The organism is Sneathiella sp. P13V-1, from assembly GCF_015143595.1.
Lineage (GTDB): Bacteria > Pseudomonadota > Alphaproteobacteria > Sneathiellales > Sneathiellaceae > Sneathiella.
Map to the genome: position 1 here is coordinate 604,635 of NZ_WYEU01000001.1, position 26,235 is coordinate 630,869.

Consider the following 26,235-nt stretch of genomic DNA (forward strand, 5'->3'; position numbering starts at 1 on the left):
TCAAGTCTTGCGGGAGGCTTTCTCAACGAGCCCGGACAGGCCCTCCCGCTCTGCCAGTTTGGCATAAATTTCTGAAGGCTCAACCCCTGCATCGGCCCAAAGAACAAACATGTGATAAAAAAGATCCGCGCTTTCGCTGATCACTTCATCCCGGTTATTCTGAACTGCTGCCAGCGCCAGCTCCACACCCTCTTCGCCTACCTTTTGGGCTATCTTGGAAGTGCCCTTGGCGTAAAGTTTGGCAGTGTAAGAACTGTCCGGATCTGCAGATTTGCGTCCTGCAATGGTTTCAAACAACCGGTCCAGTATTTCTGCTGTTTCACTCATGCTGCCCCCTTAAAGTCGAACAGGGATACCTGCATCCCGCATGGCTTCTTTTGCTTCGCGTATGGTGTATTCACCAAAGTGGAAAATAGACGCCGCCAGGACGGCCGTTGCATGACCATCTCGGATCCCTTCCGCGAGGTGATCCAGATTTCCAACACCGCCTGAGGCAATCACAGGAATGGTCACCGCATCTGCAATCGCGGATGTAAGCGGAATGTTAAATCCTTCCCGCGTGCCATCCCGATCCATTGAGGTGAGCAAAATCTCACCTGCGCCATAGTCGGCCATTTTCTTGGCCCACTCCACTGCATCGATGCCTGTTGGATTGCGACCACCATGGGTGAAAATCTCAAATTTGCCGGGGGCAACCTGTTTAGCATCCACGGCAACAACAATGCACTGGCTGCCAAATTTTTCTGCCGCTTCGCGCACAAATTCAGGATTATGTACCGCCGCGGTGTTAATGGAGACCTTATCCGCACCTGCCAGAAGAAGTTTACGAACATCTTCCACGGTCCGCACCCCGCCCCCAACGGTAAGCGGCATAAAGCACTGCTCTGCTGTTCGGCGGACCACATCATAAATGGTCTCACGGTTATCGGAACTGGCGGTGATATCCAGAAAACAAAGCTCATCCGCACCTTGTTCATCATAGATACGGGCCTGCTCAACCGGATCGCCTGCATCAATCAGGTCAACAAAGTTGACGCCTTTAACAACCCGACCGTCTTTCACATCAAGACAGGGGATTACCCTTGCTTTCAGCATTTACCCCTCCACCAGTTTCATGGCTTCTGCCGGATCAATACGGCCATCATAAAGCGCGCGACCAATAATCACACCTTCAATGCCACTATCCTGCACTGCCAACAGGTTCTTGATGTCTTCAATCGACGCCACACCACCCGAAGCAATCACCGGAATAGAAATGTTGCGGGCAAGCTCCGCCGTGGCTTCTACATTTACACCTTGCAACGCCCCATCGCGATCAATGTCAGTGTAAATAATGGCCTCAACCCCAGCATCCTCAAACTTACGTGCAAGATCCAACGCAGATGTCTCGCTGGTCTCTGCCCAGCCTTCAACGGCGACCATGCTGTCGCGCGCGTCAATACCTACGGCAATATGACCCGGGAACGCTTTACAGGCATCTTTGACGATTTGTGGGTCTCGCAAGGCAATCGTTCCAAGGATCACGCGGCTGATACCCTTCTCCAGCCACATTTCAATGGTTGCAAGATCCCGAATACCGCCGCCAAGCTGCGCCGGAACGTCTGTTGCAGCCAGAATACTTTCCACCGCAGATGCGTTCACGGGACGGCCCTCAAAAGCACCATTCAAATCCACGAGATGGATCTTTTTGAACCCCGCATCCTTGAAAGCGCGGGCCTGATCGCCAGGATCATTATTAAACACAGTGGCCGCGTCCATTTCACCGCGAAGCAAGCGGACACAGTTTCCATCTTTCAGGTCAATTGCAGGATAGAGGTTCATAATTCTTCTACCGTTTCCAAATCTTTTACATAGTAGAAACCGCGCACATAACGGTCTCCAACATAGGCATATTTCTCTTTAATGGCCCAGCGTTCAAAGCCACTGTTTTCGATCAGGGAAATCGCCGCTTTTTGTGTTTCACGCACATCAACTTCAAGGCGCGTAAAGCCCTGCTTGCGTGCTGATTGTTCAATAACCGCCAGAAGCCCTAGCGCCAGTCCGTGGCCCCGCGCATATGGCGCAATGAAGAAGGTGGAGACCTGTGCGATATGCCCGCTTGCTTCATTATTGGAGAACGGTTTGACCAACTGCCCTGTCCCCACAATGGAGCCTTCAAGGCGCGCGCAATACAGCTCCCGCACGGGCATCATCATGACACCTTTCCAGAAAGCTTCCTGCTTTGAACGTTCAGGTGGAGTAAGCCAACCAAACCCGTTTCCATCCAAAATGGCCTGATCCGCTGCATCGCATAGATCTGATAGATCCCCCGAGGCCAGCTTTGTAACCAGTTCGATAACAGGTTGCTGAATTTTAGATGATCCAGAGGTCATGATCAGCTCCCTTATGGTTTCCAGTTCAGGAAGTTCCCGATCAATCTGAGACCGGCTTCCTGACTTTTTTCAGGGTGAAACTGCGTCCCGATCATATTATCACGGCCCACAATAGCGGTAACCGGCCCTGCATAATCCACTGTCGCCAGCACATTATCAGCACTCGTTGGCTGCATGTGATAGCTGTGAACAAAATACACGTGTGCGCCCGGATTAATGCCATCCAGCAGAATGTGATCGCTGGAAATTTCCAGTTCATTCCATCCCATATGCGGAATTTTCAGTGTTTTATCCGCTGGCTCCAGCTTAACCACATCACCTTCGATCCAGTTAAAGCCTTCTGTGATGCCGTGCTCCACACCACGTGTGGCCATCAACTGCATGCCAACGCAAATGCCAAAGAAGGGAATGCCTCGCTTCTGAACGGCTTCTTCAATGGCATCATACATACCACTGACCGCATCAAGCCCCTGGCGGCAATCCTTATAGGCACCAACACCAGGCAGAACAATTCTGTCCGCCTTGGCTGCCACTTCGGGATCACTGGTAACAATAACCTCTCCGGCGTAGTCTACAGCTAGGGCCGCGCGTTCAAACGCCTTGGCTGCCGATCTCAAGTTGCCGGATCCATAGTCGATAATTGTAATCATCATTAATTTCCAACGGTCTCTCTAAGAAACACATCTCAGATCGCCGCTCGTCTCTTATAAATTTGGCGAAACGCTAGAGGCTGCCGCCCAACACACCTTTGGTGGAAGGAACAGTATCAGCCCGGCGTGGATCAATTTCCGTTGCCTCACGCATGGCGCGGGCAAGGCCTTTGTAGCAGCTTTCAATGATATGGTGATTATTCTCACCATACAGGTTTTCCACATGCAGTGTGATGCCTGCCGCCATGGCAAAAGCCTGAAACCACTCCTTAAAGAGTTCCGTATCCATATCGCCAAGTTTATCGCGCGAGAAATCAACCTTCCAGATCAGGTAAGGACGGTTGGAAATATCGAGGGATACTCGAGACAGAGTTTCATCCATTGGAATATAGGAAGATGCATACCGGGTGATCCCTTTCAGATCACCAAGCGCTTCTGCCACTGCCATACCAATAGCAATACCCGTATCTTCGGTCGTATGATGAAAGTCGATATGCAGATCGCCTTTGGCACGGACTTTCAAATCAATCAGGCTATGCTTTGAGAAATTCTCAAGCATATGATCCAAAAAGCCGATACCTGTCTCTACATCATATTGTCCGGTACCATCAAGATCGAGCCAGACTTCAATCTGGGTCTCCTTGGTATTCCGTGTAACACGACCTTCACGCATGAATTATCCTTCCGGGCGCAGAGTTTTAATTTACCAGCGTGGATATAGCAGTTGTCGCGCCTGAATCCAAGATAAAGACGCCTTTTGGTCGTATCAGATGCAGCTTAAAGGCCTGTTGAAGGTGGCATTTTCAATTCTTTCAGCTTCTGTTCCGCATACGTCATGGCAAATTCCAGACGATCCGCAAGTTCTGGATGACCATCTTTACGGGCATCTACTTGCAAATATGCCAGAATCTCAAAAGTCGCCCGCAAATTATTCACACGATCATTCGCCGGGAGTGGCTGTTCCATAGTTCCGTTCATGTCGCAACGCCTTGTCTTCGGTTAATTACCTGTTCATGACGTTGTATGTCCAAAAACGTGAAGTTCACTCCTGTTCAAAGGGGCGGTAGTTCGCCTCTACACTTGACCCCGCTCTGAAAATGGTTACATCGTGAGAACAAAGACTGAAAACCAAACTCAAGTTCAGGAAACGAATTAAAAATGTCCGAACAACCAAAAAGCTGGCGAGGAACGACCATCCTTTCCGTTCGTAAAAACGGTAAGGTCGTGATCGCGGGCGATGGACAGGTCTCCCTAGGCCAAACTGTGATTAAAGGAAATGCCCGCAAGGTGCGCAGAATTGGCGCTGGCGGTAATGTGATTGTCGGCTTTGCCGGTGCAACGGCAGATGCCTTCACGCTTTTCGAACGACTGGAAGCAAAGCTGGAGCAACATCCGGGCAATCTGACCCGAGCTTGCGTAGAGCTTGCAAAAGATTGGCGTACGGACAAATATCTGCGTCGCCTTGAAGCCATGATGGCAGTGGTTGACAAAGATGTATCCCTGATCCTGACAGGTAACGGCGATGTGCTGGAACCTGAAGATGGCATTATTGCTATTGGATCCGGCGGTAACTTTGCCCTGTCTGCTGCACGCGCGCTTGTGGATATTGATGATCTCGACGCGGAACATGTCGCCCGTAAAGCCATGAAAATTGCCGCGGACATCTGTGTATATACCAACGAAAATCTGACCGTAGAGAGTATCTAGAGAATGGCAAATTTTAGCCCTCGTGAAATCGTAAATGAACTGGATCGTCATATTGTCGGTCAGGCAGATGCCAAACGTTCCGTTGCCATTGCACTTCGAAACCGTTGGCGCCGTCAACAGCTGCCGGAAGAGCTAAAAGACGAAGTCCTGCCAAAGAACATTCTGATGATCGGCCCAACCGGTGTTGGTAAAACCGAAATTTCCCGCCGCCTTGCCAAACTGGCAGAAGCACCCTTTGTCAAAGTCGAAGCCACAAAATTCACTGAAGTGGGGTATGTGGGCCGCGACGTTGAACAGATTGTGCGAGACCTGGCAGAGGTCGCCATCAACATGGTTCGCGAACAAAAACGCAAATCCGTAACCGCGAAAGCAGAACAGGCGGCGGAAGAGCGTGTTCTTGATGCGCTTGTCGGTGAGGGTGCAACCAATGAAACCCGCCAGAAATTCCGCAAAATGCTGCGTGAAGGGGATCTGAACGACAAAGAAATCGAACTGGATCTGGTTGATCATGGCGGCAACGGGATGCCAACTTTTGAAATCCCAGGTATGCCGGGCGCTCAGATGGGAATGCTGAACCTTAATGACATCTTCGGCAAAATGGGTGGTCAGCGCACCAAGCCGCGCAAGCTCAAAGTCAAGGAAAGCTACAAGGCCTTGATGGATGAAGAAAGCGACAAACTTCTCGATGAAGATGAAGTTGTCCGCGATGCGTTAAAACTAGTTGAGGACAATGCCATCGTCTTCCTCGACGAAATTGACAAGATCTGCGCACGTAGTGATCGTCAAGGCGCAGATGTCAGCCGCGAAGGGGTTCAGCGTGATCTGCTTCCTCTGATCGAAGGGACTTTGGTGAGCACGAAATATGGCACCATCAAAACAGACCATATCCTGTTTATCGCCTCCGGTGCCTTCCACGTGGCAAAGCCGTCAGATTTGCTTCCAGAATTGCAAGGCCGTCTTCCTATCCGTGTCGAGCTGACCGCTCTCACAGAAGAAGACTTCAAACGCATTCTGACAGAACCGCAAGCGAGCCTTTTGAAACAATATGTGGCTTTGATGGAAACAGAAGGTGTGAAGCTGACCTTTACAGAAGATGCCATTGAAGAGATTGCGAAAATCTCTGCTGAGGTAAATGCGTCTGTTGAAAATATCGGCGCGCGTCGCCTTCACACGATTCTTGAAAAAGTTCTGGAAGAGGTGAGTTTTTCAGCAACCGATGCATCTGGTGCAGAAATTACTGTAAATGCTGCCTATGTGAAGCAACATCTTGGAGATCTCACGACAAATACGGATCTTTCCAAGTTTATCCTCTAACAATTCAAGCCCGGGATCACCTCCCGGGCCGCTTCTTCAGATTTGATTAACAAACAGGGTTTACCCTTTTACGCTCAATATTTATGCGTGAAAGTCATACTACAATGAAAATTCTGTCCGAAGAAGAAATAGAAGCCCAATACGAGATGGAAGCACTCGATGAGGCCCGCGATGTGGTGGCCAATCTGGAAGTGCGTATGCAACAAATCAGAAGCGGTACTCTGTCAGGGGAAGATGCCGCTATCCAGATGTCTCAAGAGGCTTCAAATCTTCGTCTAAAAGTCAAAGCTGTTAATCTGCCGGGTCTCACAACCCTGAGCCACCGTCTTGACGAATATCTTGCCAAAGCCAAATCCATTACGGTTGATCATTTAGACGATCTGCAGCGGTTCAGTGACCGTATCAGCGCCATTCTTGATGGTGACAGCGTTCCGGCCGAAGAAATCGCCACGGTTATACGTAGCCTCCCTCATAAAAGTACATTTGATGTGGCTGATGTGGTTGTTACTGACACCGAGGTAACGTTGGTCATGCCACAGAAAACAGCCGCCCGTGTTGTTGAACGTGAACTTGCGGCTTGCGGTTATCGCGTGTCCACCGTTCTTGATCCGATTGAAGCCTTTGAAATCATTCTGGATACAAAACCAGATATGGTGATCACTACTGCAGTTATGCAACGGATGTCAGGTATTGATCTAGCATGCGCACTTGCCGCAATGCCGTCCACACGCGAGATCCCTGTCGCCGTCCTGACAAGTCTGGATGCAAATCATCCAGACCTGAAAGCCTTGCCAATGACTGTTGGGATTATCCGCCGCGGACCTCAATTCGGCACGGATCTGGCAGAAACGCTGGCACGTTTCAGCATTACTTAAATCACTTACCCTTAAAAGCAGGTTTGCGCTTTTCCTTGAGCGCGGCCTGCCCTTCCAGGAAATCATCTGAGCTGATGCAGGCAATCTGCCGCGCTTTCGCTGCGTCTGCCTCATAAGATTGCTCAGCGATGTCATTAAACGTCGCTTTCATGCCTGACAAGCTCAGCGGTGCCAGCGCGATCATGGAGGTCACAAGTTCATCCACCTTGCCATCCAGTTCTTCTTCCGCAACCAGATAATCCAAAAAGCCAACGTCTTTCAATTGGTCGCCAGTCATTGTTTCCATGGTAAGAAACAGACGCTTCGCAACGCTGATCCCCAGAATAGAAACCGCCCGCGCCATGCCGCGTGCATGATAATGAATGCCGATTTTGGCAGGCGGAATAAAACACTTCATCCCGGGAGTGCCGACACGGAAATCACAGGCAAGCGCAAGATCAGTACCCCCGCCATAAACCCCGCCATTTAAGCGGCATATCATGGGAAAGGGCATGCTTTCGATTTGGTTGGTGAGCATTTCCAACGGGTTTTTAGAAAAATCGTAGTCCTTCAGTTCCCCAAGGTCTGCTCCGGCGCAGAAACTTTTACCTTCACCCGTCAAAATACCAATTCTTAAGTTTTCGTTTTTAGCCACGCCTTCAAGATATTCACGAAGCTCCCCCATCTCATCCGGGTTCAACACATTATGCTGCTTTGTCTTGGTGAGGGTGACCGTCAAAACGGGGCCATCAATTTCAGCGGAGAAGAAACTACTCATGGACGTTTACCTGATTTGTGTGTTTTCTTTGACTTGTAACACAGGCTAAGGCTATTTGACACCGCAAGATCGAAAATCACAAGGCAGGGCATATGACAATTCGGCGTCTCAAAATGGGATTGAACACAATTCTGGATGTCAAAAAAGAAGGGTACTTTATTCCCTACAGATATGCTGAAACCACACCTACCCTTCCCAGCCAGGAACCCTATAAAGGCCTTTTTCCCCTTTTTCAGAAAAGAGAAGGCGTATTTGCTGATTGCCTAAGACAAATTGCAGGTTACCAAGAAGAATTTGACACTTTTGGCACTCAGTCCCCGCCAGAGCCTAGATGGGAACAGGACTGGTTTCCTAGATTAGACGGTGCAGCAGCCTACACAATGGTCAGGAGCCATAAACCCAAACGCATTATTGAAGTAGGGTCAGGCCACTCCACCCGTTTTATGTACCGCGCCATTCGGGACGAGGGCCTCAATACAACGCTATCCGCTATTGACCCGGCACCACGCGCTGACATTACAAAACTGCCTGTGAAGATAGATAACCGCATCGTGCAGGAAACAGATCTTGATATTTTCAGTGCTCTGGAAGCAAACGACATCCTGTTCATCGATTCCAGCCATATAGCCATGCCGGGAACAGATGTGGATTACCTGTTCACCAACGTCCTTCCCACCCTACCTGAAGGCACCATTGTTCATATCCACGATATCTTCCTGCCAGATGCCTATCCTGCGGAATGGGAATGGCGCGGATATAATGAGCAACAAGCCGTTGTCGGTTTCTTAAGCGGCGGTTATGACATCCTGTTTTCCAGCCATTACGCCAGCAAATATATGACTGATGAAATCTCGTCACAGGGATTGGATAATATCCCGCTGCAAGAGGGTGCGTTTGAGACAAGCCTTTGGCTGCAAAAGAAAAGCTAACGAAAATATGAGCAAATGTGACTGATTTTTAACAAAAGCCAGTCCATATTCACCTTATGTTTGAAAAAGTACGCGACACCCTGCTTGGGAAACCGATTGATGGGCAACTGCCCTCCCGTGTCCAGCAGGCCATTCAAAAACAACAGGATCAATCAGAGATCCTTATCGCATGGGTACAGCTTGGCCTTGTGCTGCTCTTCTGCGCGCTATACGCCTTGTCGCCCAAAACTTTTTCGTCTGAAGCTATGTTTGCGCCTGTGCCATATGCATTGAGCATCTATCTTGGCTTTACCATGATCCGTTTGATCATCGCCTCCACCTGGCGGTTACCCTCGTGGTTTTTGACGATCTCTGTCCTTGCGGATATGAGCCTATTGATGTTCCTGATCTGGAGTTTTCATATTCAGTATGAACAGGACCCCTCCTTTTACCTAAAGGCACCCACACTCCTCTATGTATTTATTTTCATTGCCTTGCGCGCCCTGCGGTTTGATGTTCGCTATGTATTGCTTGCCGGATTATCGGCCGCTGTTGGTTGGATGATCTTACTGGGATATGCGGTTCATTACGGTGACGGAATGAGTGTAATAACGACGGATTATGTAATTTACACCATGTCTCATCGAATTTTGTTAGGCGCCGAATTTGATAAGGTTATCAGTATTCTGGTGGTAACCCTGATCCTTGCCCTTGCTATTGTTCGGGCAAGACGCCTGCTAATAAATTCTGTAGCCCAAGCAACAGCGGCGGAAGATCTCTCCCGATTTTTCTCCCCGGAAATTGCTGCCAAGATCACTCATTCTGAAAGCTGGATTGAACCGGGCACAGGACAAACCCGAAATGCTGCTATCCTTCATTGTGACCTTCAAGGGTTCACCCGCCTGTCCATGGAAAAACCAGCAAATGAAGTGATTTCGCTTTTGGCGGAATATCAATCCCGTCTTGTGCCAATCATTCAAAAGCATGGGGGCACGATTGACAAATTTCTGGGGGACGGCATTTTGGCGACATTTGGTGCCGCTGTTCAAACAGACCACTATGCCGCGGATTGCCTGATCGCCATGGAAGAAATGATGGCAGAGTCTGCCCGTTGGGCCAAGGAAAGGTCATCAGCCGGACAGCCACCACAAACCATCCGATTTACAGCAGCATCCGGCCCTATTCTGTTTGGGGCGGTTGGTGATAAAAGCCGGCTTGAATACACGGTTATTGGGGAGCCTGTGAACTTAGCCGCCAAGCTGGATAAGCATGCAAAAGATGAACAGGCCGAAGCTGTGGTCACCCTGCATACTTTCGAAGAAGCGTTAGAGCAGGGCTACAATCCCACAACAAAAAATGAAATCCGCGCCGCACGACATGTCGGCGGGGTCACCGGCCTTATTGATCTGGTGGTCCTCTCCCCGGAAATGGTCGTTAGCTGACCCTATTTGTAAGGGTCAGCAGCATCCCGAAGGCCATCGCCCAGGAAGTTAAAGGCGAGCACCACAATAATCACAGGCACCACCGGATACATCAACCAAGGTGTTGTTGCCACCGCGTTGATATTAGTGGTTTCATTCAGCAATACGCCCCATGAGGTAATTGGTGGACGCAATCCCAATCCAAGGAAAGACAGCGCCGTTTCACCCAAAATCATACTTGGAACTGCAAGCGACGCGCTGGCAATCAAATGCGATGCAAAGGATGGTAAGAGGTGTTTACCAATAATACGTGACGGACGTGCCCCCATTAGCTGAGCCGCGGTGGTAAAGTCCTCCTCCCGCAAGGACAGGAATTTCGACCGGACAGCACGGGCAAGGCCTGGCCAATCCAGCAATCCCAAAATAATCGTAAGGCCAAAGAACACCCAAATGGGTGACCAGGTGACAGGCAACGCCGCCGAAAGCGCCAACCACAACGGCAACTGCGGCAGGGATTTTAAAAGCTCGATTGTCCGCTGAATAATGTTGTCAATCCAACCACCATAGTAGCCGGAAATCCCCCCCAGAATAATACCCAGCGTAAAGCTGATGATGATACCGATCAGGCCAATGGTCAGGGAAATCCGCGTTCCGTGAATGATACGGGAGAGGATATCCCGACCCAGACGGTCAGTTCCCAGCCAGAAGAAAGTTGCACGGCGTTGATCATCCGGGCATACCAGATGGATATCAGATTTGATCAGACCCCAAAATTCATAATCATCACCGCGACAGAAGAAGCGAAGCGGGTAGATCCGGTTTGTATCCACCCGATATTCGCGTTTGAACGTATCCAGATTTAACTTCTGACGATAGCCATAGACAAATGGCATGCGAAGCTCACCCTCGTGGAAAATATGAATCTCCTGCGGTGGCGCGAAAATATACTTCGTGTTTCTTGTATGCAGATCATACGGGGCCAAAAACTCAACAAACAATGTCCCGAGATAAAAGAGCAGAAGGACTATGCCACTGATCACCGCAAGACGATGGCGGCGGAATTTCCACCACATCATCTTCCATTGTGATGCCATGAAGAACTTCTCCTGTTCAGGAGAAAGCTGCTCTACGGCATAGGGATCAAATGGCTCATCTGAATGCCAATGCTCCAGTTTATCGGTTTTACCCGACCCGAGATTTCCGGGACCAAGCGTATCACTCATTTTGTTGCCCCCCCAGAAAGTCGAATACGTGGATCAAGTAACGCCAGCAAAACATCCGAAATAAACATACCAATGACGGTCAGCAATGCCAGGAACATGAGGAAAGATCCCGCCAGATACTGGTCCTGACTACGCAAGGCTTCAAGCAGCATCGGGCCAGCGGTTGGCAAACTCAAAACCGCACTTACAATAACCGAGCCTGAGATGACATCCGGCAGCAAGTTACCGATGTCAGCGATAAACGGGTTCAAGGACATACGCACAGGATATTTCACCAGTGCTTTGACCTTTGGCACCCCTTTGGCCTTTGCAGTTGTCACATACTGCTTCTGCAATTCATCCAGAAGATTTGCTCGCAGTCGCCGGATCATAGCGGCCGTACCACTGGTACCGATCACAATCACGGGAATGATCATGTGATCCAATACTGACAGGAATTTATCGAAACTCCACGGTTGATCCAGATACTTCTCATCCATCAACCCGCCGATGGAAAGACCGAAATAATAGTTGGCATAGTAGAGAAGCACCATGGCAAGCAGGAAGTTTGGTGTCGCAAGCCCAAGATAACCTATTAGCGTGAAACCATAGTCACCTATGGAATATTGACGGGTTGCCGAATACACCCCGATAGGAAAGGCCACCAGATAGATAAAGATAATAGTCGAGAAATTGACCACAAAGGTGAGCAGCATTCGGTCCCCGAGTACGTCTTGCACCGGCAGATCGTAGGCAAATGAATGCCCCCAATTTCCCTGAATAAGGCCGGAAAATCCATTTGGTCCCGGCCAAAAGCCCATCCAGATCGCATATTGCTCGATCATGGGTTTATCAAGGGAATATTGCTCTCGATAGAAAGATATTTTGGCGGCTGCGCTTGCGCTTTCCCCTTGGGCTTTCAGTTCCTGCAACTGGTTGGAAAGATAATCGCCAGGTGGCAATTGAATGATTACAAACGTGAGAATACTGATCACCAGCAACGTAGGGATCATGACCAGAACTCGTTGGATGAAATAGCTGAACATTTCCTCTATTCCTCCTTGCCGCCGTCAACGAAATAAAACAGATCGGGATGGTAGATGCCAAAATGGGCCCCAGGATCCCAGTTGAAAATCACTGATTTTGGCACATTCTTAAGCCGCTCAGTGACAACAATAGGCTGCAAAATCCCGCTTACCACACCAATGTTAAACTGCTGCTCAGCATGGATGGACAGCATTTCAGACCAGATTTTCGTCCGGTCATCGTCATTTGTCGCGGTCAGCCAATTTCCATACAGCTCCATCAGGCGCTTTGCTTCCGGCATATCAATAGGCTCGCCAGAAGCCCCTTTGGTTTCGTAATATTGACCCCACTTGGGCCATTGATAGCTGATCTGGCTGGTAGGTGCCAAAATAGACGGATTGGATTGTGGTCCAGCCACCCCGTTTTCAAGCCCCCCCCAGATCGAAATAAGGGTTTCACCGGCAAAAATACGGTTTCGGAAAACAGCGCGCTGAGATGGTTTGGTAAAGAGCGCGATACCAACTTCACGCCAGCTATCGCGGATCAGCTCCAGAACGTCTGTTTGCTCGGTACTCTCACCCGCGGTTTCGACGATGATGGAAAGATCCTGCCCATCAGGCAGCAGGCGAATACCATCCTCGTTACGTTTATCCAGCCCCATTTCATCCAGAATCTGGTTGGCTTTATCAAGATCCAGCGTGGCCCAGCGGGTTCGATATTCATCATTGAACAGCGGGCTTTGTTTCTGAACTGTATTATTCCCTTCGGTTGCCAGTCCGAAATAAAGAACGTCGTTAATTTCTTCACGGTCGATCGCCAACGATAGAGCACGGCGGAACCTCACATCCCGTATCAGTTTTTTCCAAACAGGGTCTGTCACATTCAGATTTGGGTAGAGAGCAAAATGCGAGCCCTTGACCGTTGGCCAAAGAAGGGTGCGATAAGCTGAGCGTTTCTCATTTTCCTTCAAGAAAGTGGCGTCCTGAAGTTTGAGTGCCCGTACCTGCAAATCCACATCACCGGAGGCTGCTTTGGCAGAAATCAGTTTTGGTTCAGAAATCGAAAGAATAACACGATCGATGTAAGGGAGTTGATTTCCGGCACTATCCACCCGATGGAAATAAGGATTTCTCACCCCAACAAAGCGGTTGGCGGGTGCCGATGTTGTGTTGCGCCATGGCTGCAATGTGGGTAGTTCCGGGTTATCGAATTTATAGAGATTATCCAACCGGTTATGCTTAGACGCCCAGGATTTCAATTTGATCTTCTGGATCTTGTTCAGTTTGGATTTATCAATGTAGCGAATATGGAATTCACTGAGATAATGCGCGGGACGATAGATCAAAAGCGGTGACGCCCCCGCCAGAAGAGGCAGGAAATTGGGGTTCGGTTTTGACCACTCATAACGAACGGTGTAAGCATCCGGAAAAGAAACTTTGGGAAGCTCTCCATCCAACAATAGAGATGCGGGCGGTCCAGCCGGGGTCAGCTTTTTGTTATTGGCGACATCTTCCCACCAATAACGGAAGTCATCCGAAGTAAAGGGAGCGCCATCCGACCAACGATGGCCTTTGCGAAGTTTGAAGGTAAATATCCGACCTTCCTTCACGTCAAAACTTTCCGCGATATCCGCCTCAAGCTGCAAATCGCGATTATACCCAACCAGACGCGCATAGCCGTACACAAACATAAGCTTCACATCGGCCGGATTACCGATCAAAGATCGCAGGCTACCGCCATATTTTCCAAGTTCCTGATCCTCCGCAGGGGTTACGACCAGCGGTGCCTCCGGAAGGCGTTCAACCATCGGCGGCAATTTACCTGCCTTCACATCAGCCTGCAAAGAAGGTACTTCCGCCTGAGCAATTGTGGCACTCAGCACCAGGACTACCGCCCAGATGCCAACGCAGAATTTTCTGAATTCACCTGAAAAATCCCTCAACTTTTCAACTCCGAAATCTCTGTGCCTTCTTGCACTCGGACAAAATGCCCCTCTCCCAAATCCAGCATCACAGGATGAATATGCTCTGACACCGTAAATGGCTCTGGCCAAGCAGCAGGGTCCGACGCTTTTTCCGAGACCAAATGATTGAAATCCAGTTTATGTTCCGGATCTGGCTCCGGCACAGCGGCGAGCAATCGTTTGGTGTATGGATGAACAGGATTATTAAACAGCACATCTTTTGGTGCCGTTTCCACAAGGCGACCACGACACATAACTGCAATCCGATCCGCGATATAGTCAACCACAGCGAGGTTATGGGAAATAAATAGATATGTGAGGCCCAGTTCTTTCTGCAAATCTTTAAGCAAGTTCAAAATCTGCGCCTGAATGGACACATCCAACGCCGAAACAGGCTCATCGCAAATCAGAAGATCCGGCTTCAAAGCAAGGGCTCTCGCGATTCCGATACGCTGACGCTGTCCGCCAGAGAATGAATGAGGATAACGACGAAGGAAGCGGATATCTAACCCCACCAGGCGCATCAGTTCCTTCACTGTTTCTTCCCGCTCTTTCTGTGTGCCAATATCATGGATCACCAGAGGCTCAGAGATGATATCAAAGACCGTCATGCGCGGGTTCAACGACGAGAACGGATCCTGGAAAATAAACTGAACTTTAGACCGATAATCAAAAAGTTCTTTATCCCCTAGACTTAAAACGTCCAGATCTTTACCACGGTCATTATAGGTAACGGACCCATCAGATGCTGAGATTGCCCGCAGAATCATTTTCGACAGGGTGGTTTTACCACAACCAGACTCGCCCACGAGACCCAAACATTCACCCGGCTTGATAAAGAAACTGACCTGATCAACCGCTTTGACATTTCCGGCTGATTTTCCACCAAGAAGTCCCGATTTCCGGGTAGGGAAAACCTTGGTGAGATCTTTCACTTCCAGAATTGGCTTTTCTTCTTTGCCGGTAATTTCGCGCGGATTGGCCTGCGCCAGAAAATTGCTGTCTTCATCGCGCTTTATTTCGCGGATCGGCGTGAGGCGCTCTCCCTCTTCCATGTTGAAGCGCGGCACCGCCTTTAAGAGAGCTTTTAAGTACGGATGACGGGGATCGTCAAAAATCTCTTCCAGTGTCCCCTGCTCCATGACCTTGCCGTGATACATAACGACCACTTCGTCAGCCATGCTGGCCACCACACCCAGATCATGGGTAATCAACAAAATGGCCATCTTCAGTTTCTTTTGCAAAGACTGCATCAAATCCAGAATTTGCGCCTGAATGGTCACATCAAGTGCGGTTGTTGGCTCATCAGCGATCAGTAATGCAGGATGGCAGATCATGGCCATGGCAATCATAGCACGTTGGCGAAGTCCGCCTGAAAGCTCAAAGGGATATGTATCAATGGCGGCTTCAGGGTCCGGGAAGCCAACAAGGCGAAGCATATCAATAGTGAGCTCTCTGCCTTCTTCTTTTGATTTCTTGTGATGGAGGTGAAGGGCCTCAGAAATCTGATCCCCGATTGTGTGAAGCGGCGACAAAGATGTCATCGGTTCCTGGAAAATGATGGTAATCCGGCCACCCCGGATTTCCCGCATTTCCCGGCTGTCGGGTTTTAACTTGGCAATGTCGTAGAAATTACCTGGCTTTTTGGGATCAAAAAACAGGATCTCGCCCTTGGTAATATGGGCCGTCCTTGGCAAGATCGACATGATCGACTGACTGATCACGGATTTACCGGAACCGGACTCGCCCACCAATGCAACGGTTTTCCCTTCAGGCACACGGAAACTGACGCCATCGACAGCTTTAACCGTTCCCTCCGGCACCCGGAATTCGACTTTCAAATCACGAACAAGCAACACGTTAGACATCAGTTACCCTCATACGCACTAAAGGTTCGCGCAGCGTCTTGAACACTGATATCAAGGGATTTGAGGTTTCTCGCGGTTGTTGCATCAAAGCTTACACCCGCCTCCTTGGCCTTGATGGCACAAAGCCTCACCAGATCTTCAAAATCTGATATGGTGGATTCAAAGGTCAATCCAGTACCCCTCCCTTTTAACTTAAGTTGCATCCACCCCTTTTCTCCATCGCGCCGCGTCGAGAAATAGGAAAGCTTCAGCGCCTCAAGCGCCTCCCAATCAATGTTTTTCCCCTTCAGGCCTTCAACCGAAATCCCGTCCGCTGAAACTTTAACTTTCATTTTTTTTCGAACGAGTGCTCTGCCCCCATAGGCAGCGAACATAATGGCCAAGCCTGCCAAGATATAGACAATGACAGATGATGGCCTGAACAACAAGAGGGGAACAAGGCTAAACAGCATTCCAAGGGCGGATCGTGTGACATCCCGGACAATTTCTTTTGCCGGATATGCAAAAACTCTCAAGGCAGCCCCCCCACTCTTGCCATCAACCTATATCATCCGGCAATCCATCGATCAGGGACATGGCACCCGGATATGTCATCCATCTTACAGAAGAATGACCATTTAGAAACGAAAACAGTTTAAACAGAATTTCCCATATGGCGTCATCATGTACCAAATGATGGGATAGGATCCCCGTGGGCTCAAAGGGATCAGCCGCGCCGGTTCTTTTTGCAATGAGATGCGACAAAACTTGATCCAGGATTTCTTCTTCAGGTAAAGCGCTTCGATGACCCCGCCAAAAGATTGGATCCACATGCGTGTTTATCAGCGCAACGCGATTACTTGATACCTTATCCGTTTTACGCGCCTTGTAGCTGGAGAGGCCAACAACCCCAATATCTCCAAGCCTTTCCGTCACAGCATCAGAAATACGGTTCCACGGCGGCACAAAAACGGGCAGGAATTTATCTTCAAACAAAGTCTGCATACGTGAAAGCCCGACCCCAATATGATCCAACGCGTCTTCCACGCCCCGACTTTCAGGAAACTCCGATTTCTTTTCCCCGCCTTTGGCCTCGGATTGATGGGTAACCCCGTGTTGAACCAGCAGACATCCATCAAGGTCATCCGCAATATGCGGGTCAACCCGATCGGGAATGACAGCCAAAGTCAGGGGGATATCAAAATGAGATCTTAAGGCAATTAATCGATCAAAAGCCGGGGTCGGTTCATTTAAATCATCGTCACGCCACCAGAAGGTCGCCTTCTTACCATCGGCTTCCCATTGATCCAGTTCTGCCTGCAACTGATCCCAGCTTGCCATTACCGCGCGCTCATCCACTCTTTTAAGAGATCAGCTGATTTCTCTGCGCCGTTCACATCAATCTCAGCAGATGATGGTGGTCCTGACAGTGCTTCATCTACCTTTTGAGCCAGCTTCTCCGGTGTCAGGCCATCTTCATCGGCGATATGTAAGACGCCACGCGACGCCAACAGCTCCGCCCGCATGGTTTGTTCTGTCTCCACACCCCCGGCGTAAGGCACGATCACAGCTTTACATTTCGCATGAAGGATTTCCATGACGGTATTATAGCCGCCCTGACTGATAGAAAGATCACAATTCATCAAAAGGGTCGTGAAATCGCGTCGCGCGCGCTCAACCACCACGCCTTCCGGTGCCATGGATTGCAACTCATCAAATTTCTGAGCCTCCACAGTGGCACCCACCATCATGCGCCACGTTCTGTCGGAAGCCTGACTTAACTCTCTCGCCTGCATTGCGGTTTTCAACAGCGCTTCACCAACGGCACCGCCGCCGCTGGATACAATAACTTCACCTTCACCCGGGGCGTCACCCCCGCCTTTCACTCCGGTACGATCCACCACATATCCGGTATATGTGATCAGATCTTTAATGGCTTCGGTATGAGGGAAGGTCCGATCCAGGGAAATAAGGTCCGGATCACCATGAACCATGACATGATCAAAATATTTGCGAACCAGCGCCAACATTTCGTCATTGCGACCTGGTTTTGTCTGCGCCACCAGAATGTCACGGACAGACGAGATAATCAGTGGCTTATCTGGATCCGATTTCGCAGCCTCCAAAAGCGGGAGTAATTCAAACCGCATTTGTCGGCGACCAAAGGGGAAAAGCTCTGTGATCAGGATGTGAGGCTGAACATCTTTATAGATGTCGAGCAAACGACCCGCACGCATATCGCGCCAGCCATCGTCAATTTCCTGTCCGTCTTCATCCACAAGTTTCTTGAAAAACAGGTCTGTGGCGCGGGTAGCCGGAAGCTGAACCAGATCTGCGCCGCCCAAATCAATATCAATGGGATGACCACCGGAGACAACCGTAACATCAAACCCGGCGCGCACAAGATTTCTGGACAAGGTGGCAGTTCGGCGTAAATGCCCAATCCCGAGAAGATGCTGAACATAAAAGAGAATGCGATACGGTTCCGCCATCTTAAGCCTTGCTTTCCAGTTTGATATTCACTTGTTCGGGATGCGGATGACCCTTTTCATCAATCATAAAAAGGTGGGCCGTCCCCCAATCAAACGCCACAGGAGCTTTGTCCGTCATATCCCAATTATACGCAAGTGATTTAAGTGCTCGGATCACGCCTTTATGGGTAACCACGATGGAGGGTTCTTGCAGGTTTTTTAAGAAAGGGATCAATCTTTCCTGTACTTCTGCCGGACTTTCACCACCATTTGGCTTCATATGGCGACCGCGGGCTTCATTTTCTGCCATGGTGGCCCCGTATTTTTCGCGAAGCTCCCGAATGGTGAAGCCTTCCCAATCCCCAAAATTCATCTCAATCAATTCTTGCGCAACTTCATGATCTTCCCCACCTAACAGTTCAGCCGTTTGACGTGCACGTTTCAAGGGGCTCGCATACCACTTAAATCCATCAAACCGCTCAGGTAGGGACGCCGCCCTCATTTCCGAAATACCAATCTCGGACAAAGGAATATCGGTCCGGCCTTGCAGCTTCTTCTGCAAATTCCATTCGGTTTTCCCGTGCCGAATGACAAGTAGGGGGATCATTTAACATCCTCTTTCATATAATCGCTTAAGCGATCTGCGGCGGCTTGCAGACTTCTCTCTTTCGCCACAAAATCTATGGCAGACTTCAACATCTGCTCCCGCAATTCCTGATCATCCAGCGCCTGCCTAATCGCGGAAGCAAGAGCCGCTATATCATCGGGATCCACCAATATCCCACTTTCACCATCCGCGACGACATCCGGGACTCCGCGGACACGACACGCAATAGAAGGCAACCCACTTCGGGCTGCCTCAAGGAACGCCATCCCAAAGGCTTCACCTACGGCAGGCCAAACATATAGATCTGCGAATGAGTACAGACTGACCAGTTCCGCCTCAGTTCGGCGGCCGAGGAAATGGACGCGACTTTCCATTCCTTGAAACAGTTCCCTGATTTCACTTTCTTTTGGACCGTCCCCAACAATCAATAACTGCCAATCATCCCCTCCGATCAAGGGCAACGTTTTTGACAGTTGCGCAAAGGATTTGAACTTATCGCCGCCTCTTAGCATCCCAACAGACAAAAGGCTCATTCGGTCTAATCGGCCGCCCGCGTCCAGAACCATAGCGGCCGCGTCCCCTTGCCCATCCGGCTTGGTTTCAATAAAGGGAGGGAAATGAATAAGATGTTTCGGATCCGATACAAGCTGACCAAGACACGCCCCATCCAACCTGGTCATATGGAAAACACGTGTAGCCTTTTTTATGGCGTTTGCCGCAGCTTTATAACCGCTGGCCCATCTTCCATTTTCCTGTTTAGGGGCATGACTTGCCTCAGCGATATAGTAGGGAATATCCAGCGCTTCCGCCACTAAAGGTCCGATCCAGTCCGGTGCCTTGTGATAAACATGATAGGTAAAGAAAAGATCCGGCCATGCCTCTTTTGGCTGGTTGCGGTAATTTTCGACTATTCGATGAGCTTCTGCCTCACCTTCTCGCTTTAGGCGAACTTGCTGGGTCGGATCACCGGCTTTATCGAAACTTCGAAACTCGCTGATGAGCTCTACTTTCGCCCCTGCCCTCTCCAATGCCGCCATAAACAACCGTGCCATCCGCCGATCCCCGGAAGGGGTCGGGTTGTTCGGTGACTTCATGGGGGCGTAGAAGGCTGTTTTCACGCAAGATCCTTTTCAAACTGGGCCGCGAGTTTCTCAATCCAATGATCCGCGCCAAACTCTGACCGCAGCTTTTGATCTCCGGCATCACTTAGAGTCTGGCGCAATTGGGGATTGGTTATAAGATCTTCAAGCCCGCGCGCCAGCGCTTCAGGGTCACGTTCCGAAACCAGTAATCCTGTTTCACCATTATTGATCAGTTCAGGAATGGCCGATACCGCCGTGGAAAGCGCCGCGGCTTTTTGGCTTTGCGCTTCCATCAGCACATTTGGTAACCCGTCACGATCCCCATCTTCTGCAATACGGCTGGCCAAGGTAAAAATATCCGCTGCCTGCAGATGCTCCAGAACAAATTTCTGGGACTGGGCGCCGTGCCAACTGATTTTGTCGGTGAGATCTAGTTTTTCAGCTTGCGCTTTCAATTCATCCAGCAGCGGACCGCCGCCAATATGTTCGAAATGCCAACTTAAGTCAGATGGTAATTTCGCCAACGCGATGAGCAGATCATCATAGCCTTTTTTGATCACCGCCCTTCCCACAGAAACGATTTTCACAGGATCATTCAAATCATCCCCGTTACGGGTATGTTTTTTGCCTTCCATTACGGGAAAACGATCCAGATCCAGTCCGTGATAAAGCAGGGATACTTTTTCCGGATTAGAGGCCAGTTTCTTCAAATGGGCCACATTAAATGCGGTACAGGTGACAAGCCAGGAAACATCCTCCAGTTTTTCGGACAACTCCCAATCGGGGGATGTATAGATATCCTTGGCATGGGCAGAACAGGACCACGGGATATCCCGGATCATCGCCGCATAACGCGCCACAGAGGCAGGGGTATGCAGAAAATGCGCATAAATCTCGGCTGTGCCTTCTGGAAGTTCTGCCGCCAACACCATTGCCTGACCAAAGCGGCGTACCCGGTTTCGGGTGGTATCTCTTTTTAAATCCTGCTGCCAAACGGCAAATGCCTTCGCATACCCCCTGAACTTCCGTGCTTTTTTCCACGCGTAATAAACGCGGGCGGGTTCGTCATGAAGATATTCCGGCAGATAATTTACAGGTGCCGTAATTTCATCATGTATGGGATGCGTCTTTTTGTCTGTTGGATGGCGAAGTGAAATAAAGTGCAGACTAAATCCGCGCTTTTGCAGCGCCAGCAATTCCTGAGCGATAAAAGTTTCGGAAAGGCGAGGGTATCCTTTAAGAATAACCGTTATGACCTTGGATGATAATTGTGTCACCAATTGCAAACCTTCCCAGAAAATAGACAAGGCTATTTGTTAAGGGCTAAGGCCCAGAAATTCAACCGCCATCTTGATCCCGGCCCGCCAGCTTAATCGTTTTTATCTTCACATGTATAAGCGATTACAAAATTGCCCCTTGCGAATTTCACGAAAAAAATGGAAAACTAAAGAAATAGAAGGGGTTCTAATAAAATTCACTGGGGCAGAGGGGCTGCGCACAAGGCATGGAACACAGTATTTACAAATACATACTGCGTCACAGTAAGAAGCAGCAGATTATCCTCACCTTGATGTCATGCGCATCATTCCCGTTCCTCTATTACTATCTTGAACTCCCCAAAATCATCATTGACCAGGCTATTCAGGCGAAAGACATCATCTTCCCTGTTGAAATTATGGGTTTCGCCATTGATCAGCAGGAATTTCTATTTGTCTCAGTCGCGGCCTTTCTGCTTCTGGTGATCATCAACCAGAGCTTTAAATATATGATCAATGTCTATCAGGGGATCACAGGGGAGCGAATGCTCCGCCGTTTGAGATTTGAACTTTATAGTCGCATCCTGCGCTTCCCACTGCCGACATTTAAAAAGAAAAGCTCAGGCGAGATCATTCCGATGATCACCGCCGAAGTGGAGCCATTGGGCGGGTTTATCGGCGAAGCCTTTGCGCTCCCTGCATTTCAGGGGGGGTATCTGATCGTTATCATGGGCTTCCTGCTTGTCCAAAATGTCTATATGGCATTAGCTGCGATCGCCCTCTACCCACTACAGGCGTATTTTATCCCCAAACTGCAACGCAAAGTGAACCTGCTCGGGAAAGAACGTGTACAGAGGGTTCGTGTTCTTTCGGATAAAATTGGAGAAACCGTTGCCGGTGTGCAAGATATTCACGCCCATGACGCTTCCAACTATCTGCGGGCTGGGTTTACCCGTCAGTTGGGCCGCATCTACTATGTGCGCTATCGTATTTACTTGCTCAAATTCATCATCAAGTTCCTGAATAACTTCATTCAGCAATTGGGTCCGTTCTTCTTCTATGCCATCGGTGGCACCATGGTCATCGCGGGCGATCTGGAAATTGGTACATTGGTAGCGGCAATTTCCGCGCATAAGGAAATGGCTGCCCCTTGGAAAGAACTCCTCGCCTATTATCAACGCCGTGAAGATGCCCGCATCAAATACGAACAGGTTGTTGAACAGTTTGAACCAGCTGGCATTCGTTCCGATGATTATCAAATGGATGAACCTGATCCGCTTCCAAAATTAGAAGGTGAAGTGGTCGCCTCCAATCTGGTGCTGGCGGATGATACGGGATCTGCACAACTGGAAGGACTTAACCTCCGCTTCAATATGAACGAAAAACTGGCCATCGTCGGTCCTGCGGGATCTGGCCGGGATGCGCTCAGCCGTGTCCTCTCTCGTCTTGTGGATCCTGACCGCGGGCAGTTAAAAGCGGGAAGTGTTGATCTTTTAAGTGCACCGGAATCTGTTGTGGGTCGCCGCATCGCTTATGTTGGCCAGACAGGATATATCTTTAACGCAACCCTTGGTGAAAACCTGTTGTTCAGCTTGAAGCATCGTCCGCTTCACGATCTGCAGAACACGGATGACATGGAAGATGATAAAGAATTTTTTGAGAAGGAAAAAATAGAAATCCCACTTACCGGTAATAGTGAGTTTGATTTCGACAAGGACTGGATCGACTACGAGGGAGCAGGCGTTAGCAACCGCGAGGAATTGGATGCCCGTGCCATAGATGTTTTGGAAATGGTCGGCCTTGGAGATGATGTCTATCAACTTGGTCTTCGAAGCACCGTGGATACGGCCCACGATCCATATACAGCCGACCATATTTTGCGGGCACGGCTTCGTTTCTTTGAAAAGCTGGAAGCGGATCCAACCTTGAAGGATCTGGTGGAGGCGTTCGATCAAAATAAATACAACACCAACGCCACTTTGGGTGAAAATCTGCTATTTGGAACCCCTGTTGATGGCAGCTTCGACATGGAGCGCCTCGCAGAGAACTCCTACGTTCAAAAGGTGATCGAGGAAGCAGACCTCACCAACACTTTTGTGAAAATGGGATATCAGGTCGCCACCTTGATGGTGGAACTGTTCGCCGACCTGCCGCCTGATCATGAGTTTTTCCAGCTATACAGCTTTATCTCCTCAGACGAGCTGCCCGATTATCAGGCAATCCTGAGCCGTGTGGACCAAGATCATCTGGAACAGTTACGTGAAGAAGACAAACTTCGCTTTATGTCCCTGCCGTTCAAAGTAATCCCCTCCCGACATCGTCTTGGTGTGATTACCGAAGATATTCAGGCAAAAATTGTAGAGGCCCGGCACAAGTTTGTGGAAAACCTTCCCAACAGCCTGAAAGGCCACATTGAGTTCTTTGATCCCGCCGCCTACAACGCTGCCGCAAACATTCAGGATAATATCCTGTTTGGTAAAGTGGCCTACGGCTATGCGCAAGCAGTAGAGCGGATCGGCACTCTTCTGTCTGAGGTGGTCCGGGAAATGGATTTGAAACGCGCTATCTTGAAAGTGGGCCTCAGCTTCCCTGTAGGTTCCGGCGGAGCGCGGCTCAACGAAAATCAGCGTCAGAAACTGTGTATCGCCCGTGCGATTATCAAACGCCCTGACATGTTGATTATGAATCAGGCGACAGCTTCTTTCGACCATAAGACACAGTTTCATATTCTTGAAAATGTTTTGGCCGAATTTGAAGAACGTACTGTTGTTTGGTCATTGGAGAAAACGGATATGGCCTATCTGTTCGATAAAGTTGCTGTTATTGCCGGCGGCACCGTCGAGGATATCGGCAGTTACGAACATATCCATACCAATAACGAACAATTTAAGGCTTTAAGCGCCTGATGAAGAAGAAATAGGAGTGGAATGGTGAGCCTGAAGGAAGAGGTAGAAACCCTGCGACAGATCCCACTTTTCGCAAAAGTGGATCCAACCAAGGTTAAGTTGCTGGCTTTTACGTCCGAGCGTGTCACATATCAGCCCGGACAGATCGTCTGTCAGCAAGGTGAAATGGGAGATGCCGCCTATGTGATCATAAACGGTGAGGCACAGGTCCTAATCGACACACCATCCGGTCAGATCAATGTTGCAACCATGAAGAAAAATGACGTCGTTGGTGAAATTGCAATCCTGATCAACATTCCACGTACCGCCACAATTCGGGCGGAAAGTGAGCTTATAACGTTACGCATTACAAAGGATCACTTCCTCAGCACATTGTCAGAGTTTCCTGAAATTTCTGTGGAAATGATGCGGGTGCTGGCAGAGAGATTGGTGCGAACGACGGATGAGCTTCAAAAAGCAAAAGAACAACTTCAGAATGCAGGGCTCACTGATTAAGCCCTCAACAAATCACGAGTAAGGTAAATGGTCCGCCAGTTTCTGGAGTCGTTGCAGGTCTATCTGGACCGACGCGTTATCACAATCCTGCTTTTGGGATTTTCTTCTGGCCTGCCATTGGCGCTCACGGGGACCACCCTGTCCCTATGGCTTCGTGAGGAAGGGATTACCCTGACTTCCATTGGTTTATTTGCCAATGTGGCAACGCCATATGCGCTTAAATTCATCTGGTCGCCCCTTGTGGACAAAATGCCGATCCCGCTGTTCAGCCGTTTTCTCGGACGGCGGCGTGGCTGGCTGATATTCACACAAATCTGTCTGATCCTGTCCATCTTGGGACTTGGGGCAAGCAATCCGAATATCAGCATTGAAATGACGGCACTGTTTGCCTTTCTGGTTGCCTTTTCATCTGCCAGTCAGGATATCGTTATTGACGCCTACCGCGTTGAAATATCGGACGAGAAAACCATGGCAGCGGGGGCTGCGGCCATTGTCTTTGGCTACCGTATCGGCATGTTGGCCTCTGGTGCGGGCGCACTTTACCTTGCGTCCTCCGTCAGTTGGCAAATGACCTATAGCATTATGGCCGGTCTTATCTTTATAGGCATTCTCACCGTTCTGTTTAACCGCGAACCAGAAAAAGCTGGTGCTCCCGAGCCCCAAGAAAACATGGTGGGTGCAAGCGCGTTGGAAAAAGCTGGTTATTGGCTGAAAGAAGCCGTTTATGACCCGCTTGCGGAGTTTTTCAAGCGTCCTGGCTGGGTGCCCATCCTGCTTTTTGTGATGCTCTACAAATTCGGGGATAGCCTTGCCGGGGTGATGAGCACACCCTTCTTTTACGATCTTGGCTTCACAAAAATTGAACTTGCCAATGTCAGTAAGATCTATGGAACCGCCGCGACCTTTATCGGGCTGGCCCTCGGCGGTTGGTTGATGGCGGCGACAGGCCTATACCGCACTTTATGGATTTGCGGCTTTCTTCAACTGGGATCCAACTTGATGTTTGCGGGTCAGGCCATGGCGGGCAACGATATTGTTTTTCTGGCGGCAACCGTTGGCATTGAAAATCTGGCAGGCGGTATGGGAACCGCTGCATTTGTGGCCTATCTATCCAGCCTTTGTAATATCAGCTACACCGCGACGCAATATGCCCTTCTGTCATCCTTTATGGCAACGGCGCGGATCTGGTTTTCTTCCCCCGGTGGGTTTCTGGCGGAACAAACAGGCTGGATCACATTTTTTATCCTGACAACGCTAGCGGCTGTTCCCGGTCTGGTGTTATTATGGTGGCTCACGCGGAAATCCAGTGAAACGCGCCCGGAAGAGGCGCGGGCTAGCGCCAATTAAAAAAACACCGAAAAAGGTGTAGGGAGACG

At 49.6% G+C, this 26,235-nt stretch carries 26 protein-coding genes; 8 read left to right on the top strand and 18 right to left on the bottom strand.

Annotation, left to right across the window (positions count from 1 at the left end):
* The 7 genes from GUA87_RS03070 to GUA87_RS03100 form a co-directional block, all read right to left on the bottom strand.
* Complete coding sequence (locus GUA87_RS03070; protein WP_193715041.1) at nt 1-327, bottom strand: phosphoribosyl-ATP diphosphatase; 327 nt, start codon at nt 325-327, stop codon at nt 1-3.
* Nucleotides 328-336: 9 nt separating this feature from the next.
* Nucleotides 337-1,095: an imidazole glycerol phosphate synthase subunit HisF gene (hisF, locus tag GUA87_RS03075; protein WP_193715042.1), complete on the bottom strand. Its 759-nt coding sequence runs from the start codon at nt 1,093-1,095 to the stop codon at nt 337-339.
* Nucleotides 1,096-1,821 carry a 1-(5-phosphoribosyl)-5-[(5-phosphoribosylamino)methylideneamino]imidazole-4-carboxamide isomerase gene (gene hisA, locus GUA87_RS03080; protein ID WP_193715043.1) on the bottom strand — a complete coding sequence of 242 codons (726 nt, stop codon included), beginning with the start codon at nt 1,819-1,821 and terminating at the stop codon, nt 1,096-1,098.
* Nucleotides 1,818-2,372, bottom strand: coding sequence for a GNAT family N-acetyltransferase (locus GUA87_RS03085; protein WP_193715044.1), 555 nt, complete (start codon nt 2,370-2,372; stop codon nt 1,818-1,820). The genes hisA and GUA87_RS03085 overlap by 4 nt, the downstream gene beginning before the upstream one ends.
* Before the next feature lie 11 nt (nt 2,373-2,383).
* Complete coding sequence (hisH, locus tag GUA87_RS03090) at nt 2,384-3,025, bottom strand: imidazole glycerol phosphate synthase subunit HisH (RefSeq protein ID WP_193715045.1); 642 nt, start codon at nt 3,023-3,025, stop codon at nt 2,384-2,386.
* A 70-nt stretch (nt 3,026-3,095) separates the two neighbouring features.
* Nucleotides 3,096-3,695, bottom strand: a complete 600-nt coding sequence (gene hisB, locus GUA87_RS03095; protein ID WP_193715046.1) for an imidazoleglycerol-phosphate dehydratase HisB — start codon at nt 3,693-3,695, stop codon at nt 3,096-3,098.
* A 104-nt stretch (nt 3,696-3,799) separates the two neighbouring features.
* Nucleotides 3,800-4,000 carry a hypothetical protein gene (locus tag GUA87_RS03100; protein WP_193715047.1) on the bottom strand — a complete coding sequence of 67 codons (201 nt, stop codon included), beginning with the start codon at nt 3,998-4,000 and terminating at the stop codon, nt 3,800-3,802.
* A 180-nt stretch (nt 4,001-4,180) separates the two neighbouring features.
* On the opposite strand from GUA87_RS03100, the gene hslV reads away from it, so the two are divergent.
* From hslV to GUA87_RS03115, 3 genes are all read left to right on the top strand, one after another.
* The gene (hslV, locus tag GUA87_RS03105; RefSeq protein ID WP_193715048.1) at nt 4,181-4,729 is read left to right on the top strand and encodes an ATP-dependent protease subunit HslV; all 549 of its coding nucleotides are present in this window, start codon (nt 4,181-4,183) and stop codon (nt 4,727-4,729) included.
* 3 nt (nt 4,730-4,732) lie between these two features.
* Nucleotides 4,733-6,043, top strand: coding sequence for an ATP-dependent protease ATPase subunit HslU (hslU, locus tag GUA87_RS03110; RefSeq protein WP_193715049.1), 1,311 nt, complete (start codon nt 4,733-4,735; stop codon nt 6,041-6,043).
* A 104-nt stretch (nt 6,044-6,147) separates the two neighbouring features.
* Nucleotides 6,148-6,918, top strand: coding sequence for a response regulator (locus GUA87_RS03115; RefSeq protein ID WP_193715050.1), 771 nt, complete (start codon nt 6,148-6,150; stop codon nt 6,916-6,918).
* Nucleotide 6,919: 1 nt separating this feature from the next.
* Here GUA87_RS03115 and GUA87_RS03120 read toward each other — a convergent pair whose 3' ends face one another.
* Nucleotides 6,920-7,675, bottom strand: coding sequence for an enoyl-CoA hydratase/isomerase family protein (locus GUA87_RS03120; protein ID WP_193715051.1), 756 nt, complete (start codon nt 7,673-7,675; stop codon nt 6,920-6,922).
* 92 nt (nt 7,676-7,767) lie between these two features.
* Here GUA87_RS03120 and GUA87_RS03125 point away from each other — a divergent pair, with 92 nt between their 5' ends.
* A complete protein-coding gene (locus GUA87_RS03125; RefSeq protein WP_193715052.1) occupies nt 7,768-8,604 on the top strand; it encodes a class I SAM-dependent methyltransferase in 837 nt (278 codons plus the stop codon).
* Nucleotides 8,605-8,660: 56 nt separating this feature from the next.
* On the top strand, nt 8,661-10,025 hold the full coding sequence (locus tag GUA87_RS03130; protein ID WP_193715053.1) for an adenylate/guanylate cyclase domain-containing protein: 1,365 nt from the start codon (nt 8,661-8,663) through the stop codon (nt 10,023-10,025).
* A gap of 2 nt (nt 10,026-10,027) precedes the next feature.
* On the opposite strand, the gene GUA87_RS03135 is transcribed toward GUA87_RS03130, so the two are convergent.
* The 10 genes from GUA87_RS03135 to GUA87_RS18155 all read right to left on the bottom strand — a co-directional run bounded on the left by GUA87_RS03135 (nt 10,028) and on the right by GUA87_RS18155 (nt 21,479).
* Entirely contained in the window at nt 10,028-11,227 is a 1,200-nt protein-coding gene (locus GUA87_RS03135; protein WP_193715054.1) for an ABC transporter permease, read from the bottom strand.
* The gene (locus tag GUA87_RS03140; RefSeq protein ID WP_193715055.1) at nt 11,224-12,252 is read right to left on the bottom strand and encodes an ABC transporter permease; all 1,029 of its coding nucleotides are present in this window, start codon (nt 12,250-12,252) and stop codon (nt 11,224-11,226) included. The genes GUA87_RS03135 and GUA87_RS03140 overlap by 4 nt, the downstream gene beginning before the upstream one ends.
* Before the next feature lie 5 nt (nt 12,253-12,257).
* Nucleotides 12,258-14,174 carry an ABC transporter substrate-binding protein gene (locus GUA87_RS03145; RefSeq protein ID WP_227711665.1) on the bottom strand — a complete coding sequence of 639 codons (1,917 nt, stop codon included), beginning with the start codon at nt 14,172-14,174 and terminating at the stop codon, nt 12,258-12,260.
* Nucleotides 14,171-16,063, bottom strand: a complete 1,893-nt coding sequence (locus tag GUA87_RS03150; protein WP_193715056.1) for an ABC transporter ATP-binding protein — start codon at nt 16,061-16,063, stop codon at nt 14,171-14,173. Before GUA87_RS03150 ends, GUA87_RS03145 begins: the two co-directional genes overlap by 4 nt.
* Complete coding sequence (locus GUA87_RS03155; protein ID WP_193715057.1) at nt 16,063-16,578, bottom strand: hypothetical protein; 516 nt, start codon at nt 16,576-16,578, stop codon at nt 16,063-16,065. Before GUA87_RS03155 ends, GUA87_RS03150 begins: the two co-directional genes overlap by 1 nt.
* 22 nt (nt 16,579-16,600) lie before the next feature.
* The gene (locus GUA87_RS03160) at nt 16,601-17,383 is read right to left on the bottom strand and encodes a polysaccharide deacetylase family protein (RefSeq protein ID WP_193715058.1); all 783 of its coding nucleotides are present in this window, start codon (nt 17,381-17,383) and stop codon (nt 16,601-16,603) included.
* Nucleotides 17,383-18,534 carry a glycosyltransferase family protein gene (locus GUA87_RS03165; protein ID WP_193715059.1) on the bottom strand — a complete coding sequence of 384 codons (1,152 nt, stop codon included), beginning with the start codon at nt 18,532-18,534 and terminating at the stop codon, nt 17,383-17,385. Before GUA87_RS03165 ends, GUA87_RS03160 begins: the two co-directional genes overlap by 1 nt.
* Nucleotide 18,535: 1 nt before the next feature.
* Nucleotides 18,536-19,120: a histidine phosphatase family protein gene (locus GUA87_RS03170; protein WP_193715060.1), complete on the bottom strand. Its 585-nt coding sequence runs from the start codon at nt 19,118-19,120 to the stop codon at nt 18,536-18,538.
* Complete coding sequence (locus tag GUA87_RS03175; RefSeq protein WP_193715061.1) at nt 19,117-20,172, bottom strand: glycosyltransferase family 4 protein; 1,056 nt, start codon at nt 20,170-20,172, stop codon at nt 19,117-19,119. Before GUA87_RS03175 ends, GUA87_RS03170 begins: the two co-directional genes overlap by 4 nt.
* 62 nt (nt 20,173-20,234) lie before the next feature.
* Nucleotides 20,235-21,479 (bottom strand): glycosyltransferase family 4 protein, encoded by a 1,245-nt coding sequence (locus tag GUA87_RS18155; RefSeq protein ID WP_193715062.1) that lies wholly within the window; start codon nt 21,477-21,479, stop codon nt 20,235-20,237.
* A 227-nt stretch (nt 21,480-21,706) separates the two neighbouring features.
* On the opposite strand from GUA87_RS18155, the gene GUA87_RS03185 reads away from it, so the two are divergent.
* From GUA87_RS03185 to GUA87_RS03195, 3 genes are read left to right on the top strand one after another with little or no spacing between them, the layout of a single operon-like run.
* Entirely contained in the window at nt 21,707-24,364 is a 2,658-nt protein-coding gene (locus tag GUA87_RS03185) for an ABC transporter transmembrane domain-containing protein (RefSeq protein WP_193715063.1), read from the top strand.
* A gap of 21 nt (nt 24,365-24,385) precedes the next feature.
* Nucleotides 24,386-24,859, top strand: a complete 474-nt coding sequence (locus GUA87_RS03190; protein WP_227711666.1) for a cyclic nucleotide-binding domain-containing protein — start codon at nt 24,386-24,388, stop codon at nt 24,857-24,859.
* A 27-nt stretch (nt 24,860-24,886) separates the two neighbouring features.
* Nucleotides 24,887-26,206, top strand: a complete 1,320-nt coding sequence (locus GUA87_RS03195; RefSeq protein WP_193715064.1) for an AmpG family muropeptide MFS transporter — start codon at nt 24,887-24,889, stop codon at nt 26,204-26,206.
* Nucleotides 26,207-26,235 lie beyond the last annotated feature (29 nt).

Excerpts from the sequence above, each read along its gene's own strand:
- GUA87_RS03070 (WP_193715041.1), bottom strand. The coding sequence starts at position 327 with ATGAGTGAAACAGCAGAAATACTGGACCGGTTGTTTGAAACCATTGCA.
- hisF (WP_193715042.1), bottom strand. The coding sequence starts at position 1,095 with ATGCTGAAAGCAAGGGTAATCCCCTGTCTTGATGTGAAAGACGGTCGG.
- hisA (WP_193715043.1), bottom strand. The coding sequence starts at position 1,821 with ATGAACCTCTATCCTGCAATTGACCTGAAAGATGGAAACTGTGTCCGC.
- GUA87_RS03085 (WP_193715044.1), bottom strand. The coding sequence starts at position 2,372 with ATGACCTCTGGATCATCTAAAATTCAGCAACCTGTTATCGAACTGGTT.
- hisH (WP_193715045.1), bottom strand. The coding sequence starts at position 3,025 with ATGATGATTACAATTATCGACTATGGATCCGGCAACTTGAGATCGGCA.
- hisB (WP_193715046.1), bottom strand. The coding sequence starts at position 3,695 with ATGCGTGAAGGTCGTGTTACACGGAATACCAAGGAGACCCAGATTGAA.
- GUA87_RS03100 (WP_193715047.1), bottom strand. The coding sequence starts at position 4,000 with ATGAACGGAACTATGGAACAGCCACTCCCGGCGAATGATCGTGTGAAT.
- hslV (WP_193715048.1), top strand. The coding sequence starts at position 4,181 with ATGTCCGAACAACCAAAAAGCTGGCGAGGAACGACCATCCTTTCCGTT.
- hslU (WP_193715049.1), top strand. The coding sequence starts at position 4,733 with ATGGCAAATTTTAGCCCTCGTGAAATCGTAAATGAACTGGATCGTCAT.
- GUA87_RS03115 (WP_193715050.1), top strand. The coding sequence starts at position 6,148 with ATGAAAATTCTGTCCGAAGAAGAAATAGAAGCCCAATACGAGATGGAA.
- GUA87_RS03120 (WP_193715051.1), bottom strand. The coding sequence starts at position 7,675 with ATGAGTAGTTTCTTCTCCGCTGAAATTGATGGCCCCGTTTTGACGGTC.
- GUA87_RS03125 (WP_193715052.1), top strand. The coding sequence starts at position 7,768 with ATGACAATTCGGCGTCTCAAAATGGGATTGAACACAATTCTGGATGTC.
- GUA87_RS03130 (WP_193715053.1), top strand. The coding sequence starts at position 8,661 with ATGTTTGAAAAAGTACGCGACACCCTGCTTGGGAAACCGATTGATGGG.
- GUA87_RS03135 (WP_193715054.1), bottom strand. The coding sequence starts at position 11,227 with ATGAGTGATACGCTTGGTCCCGGAAATCTCGGGTCGGGTAAAACCGAT.
- GUA87_RS03140 (WP_193715055.1), bottom strand. The coding sequence starts at position 12,252 with ATGTTCAGCTATTTCATCCAACGAGTTCTGGTCATGATCCCTACGTTG.
- GUA87_RS03150 (WP_193715056.1), bottom strand. The coding sequence starts at position 16,063 with ATGTCTAACGTGTTGCTTGTTCGTGATTTGAAAGTCGAATTCCGGGTG.
- GUA87_RS03160 (WP_193715058.1), bottom strand. The coding sequence starts at position 17,383 with ATGGCAAGCTGGGATCAGTTGCAGGCAGAACTGGATCAATGGGAAGCC.
- GUA87_RS03165 (WP_193715059.1), bottom strand. The coding sequence starts at position 18,534 with ATGGCGGAACCGTATCGCATTCTCTTTTATGTTCAGCATCTTCTCGGG.
- GUA87_RS03170 (WP_193715060.1), bottom strand. The coding sequence starts at position 19,120 with ATGATCCCCCTACTTGTCATTCGGCACGGGAAAACCGAATGGAATTTG.
- GUA87_RS03175 (WP_193715061.1), bottom strand. The coding sequence starts at position 20,172 with ATGGCACGGTTGTTTATGGCGGCATTGGAGAGGGCAGGGGCGAAAGTA.
- GUA87_RS03185 (WP_193715063.1), top strand. The coding sequence starts at position 21,707 with ATGGAACACAGTATTTACAAATACATACTGCGTCACAGTAAGAAGCAG.
- GUA87_RS03190 (WP_227711666.1), top strand. The coding sequence starts at position 24,386 with ATGGTGAGCCTGAAGGAAGAGGTAGAAACCCTGCGACAGATCCCACTT.
- GUA87_RS03195 (WP_193715064.1), top strand. The coding sequence starts at position 24,887 with ATGGTCCGCCAGTTTCTGGAGTCGTTGCAGGTCTATCTGGACCGACGC.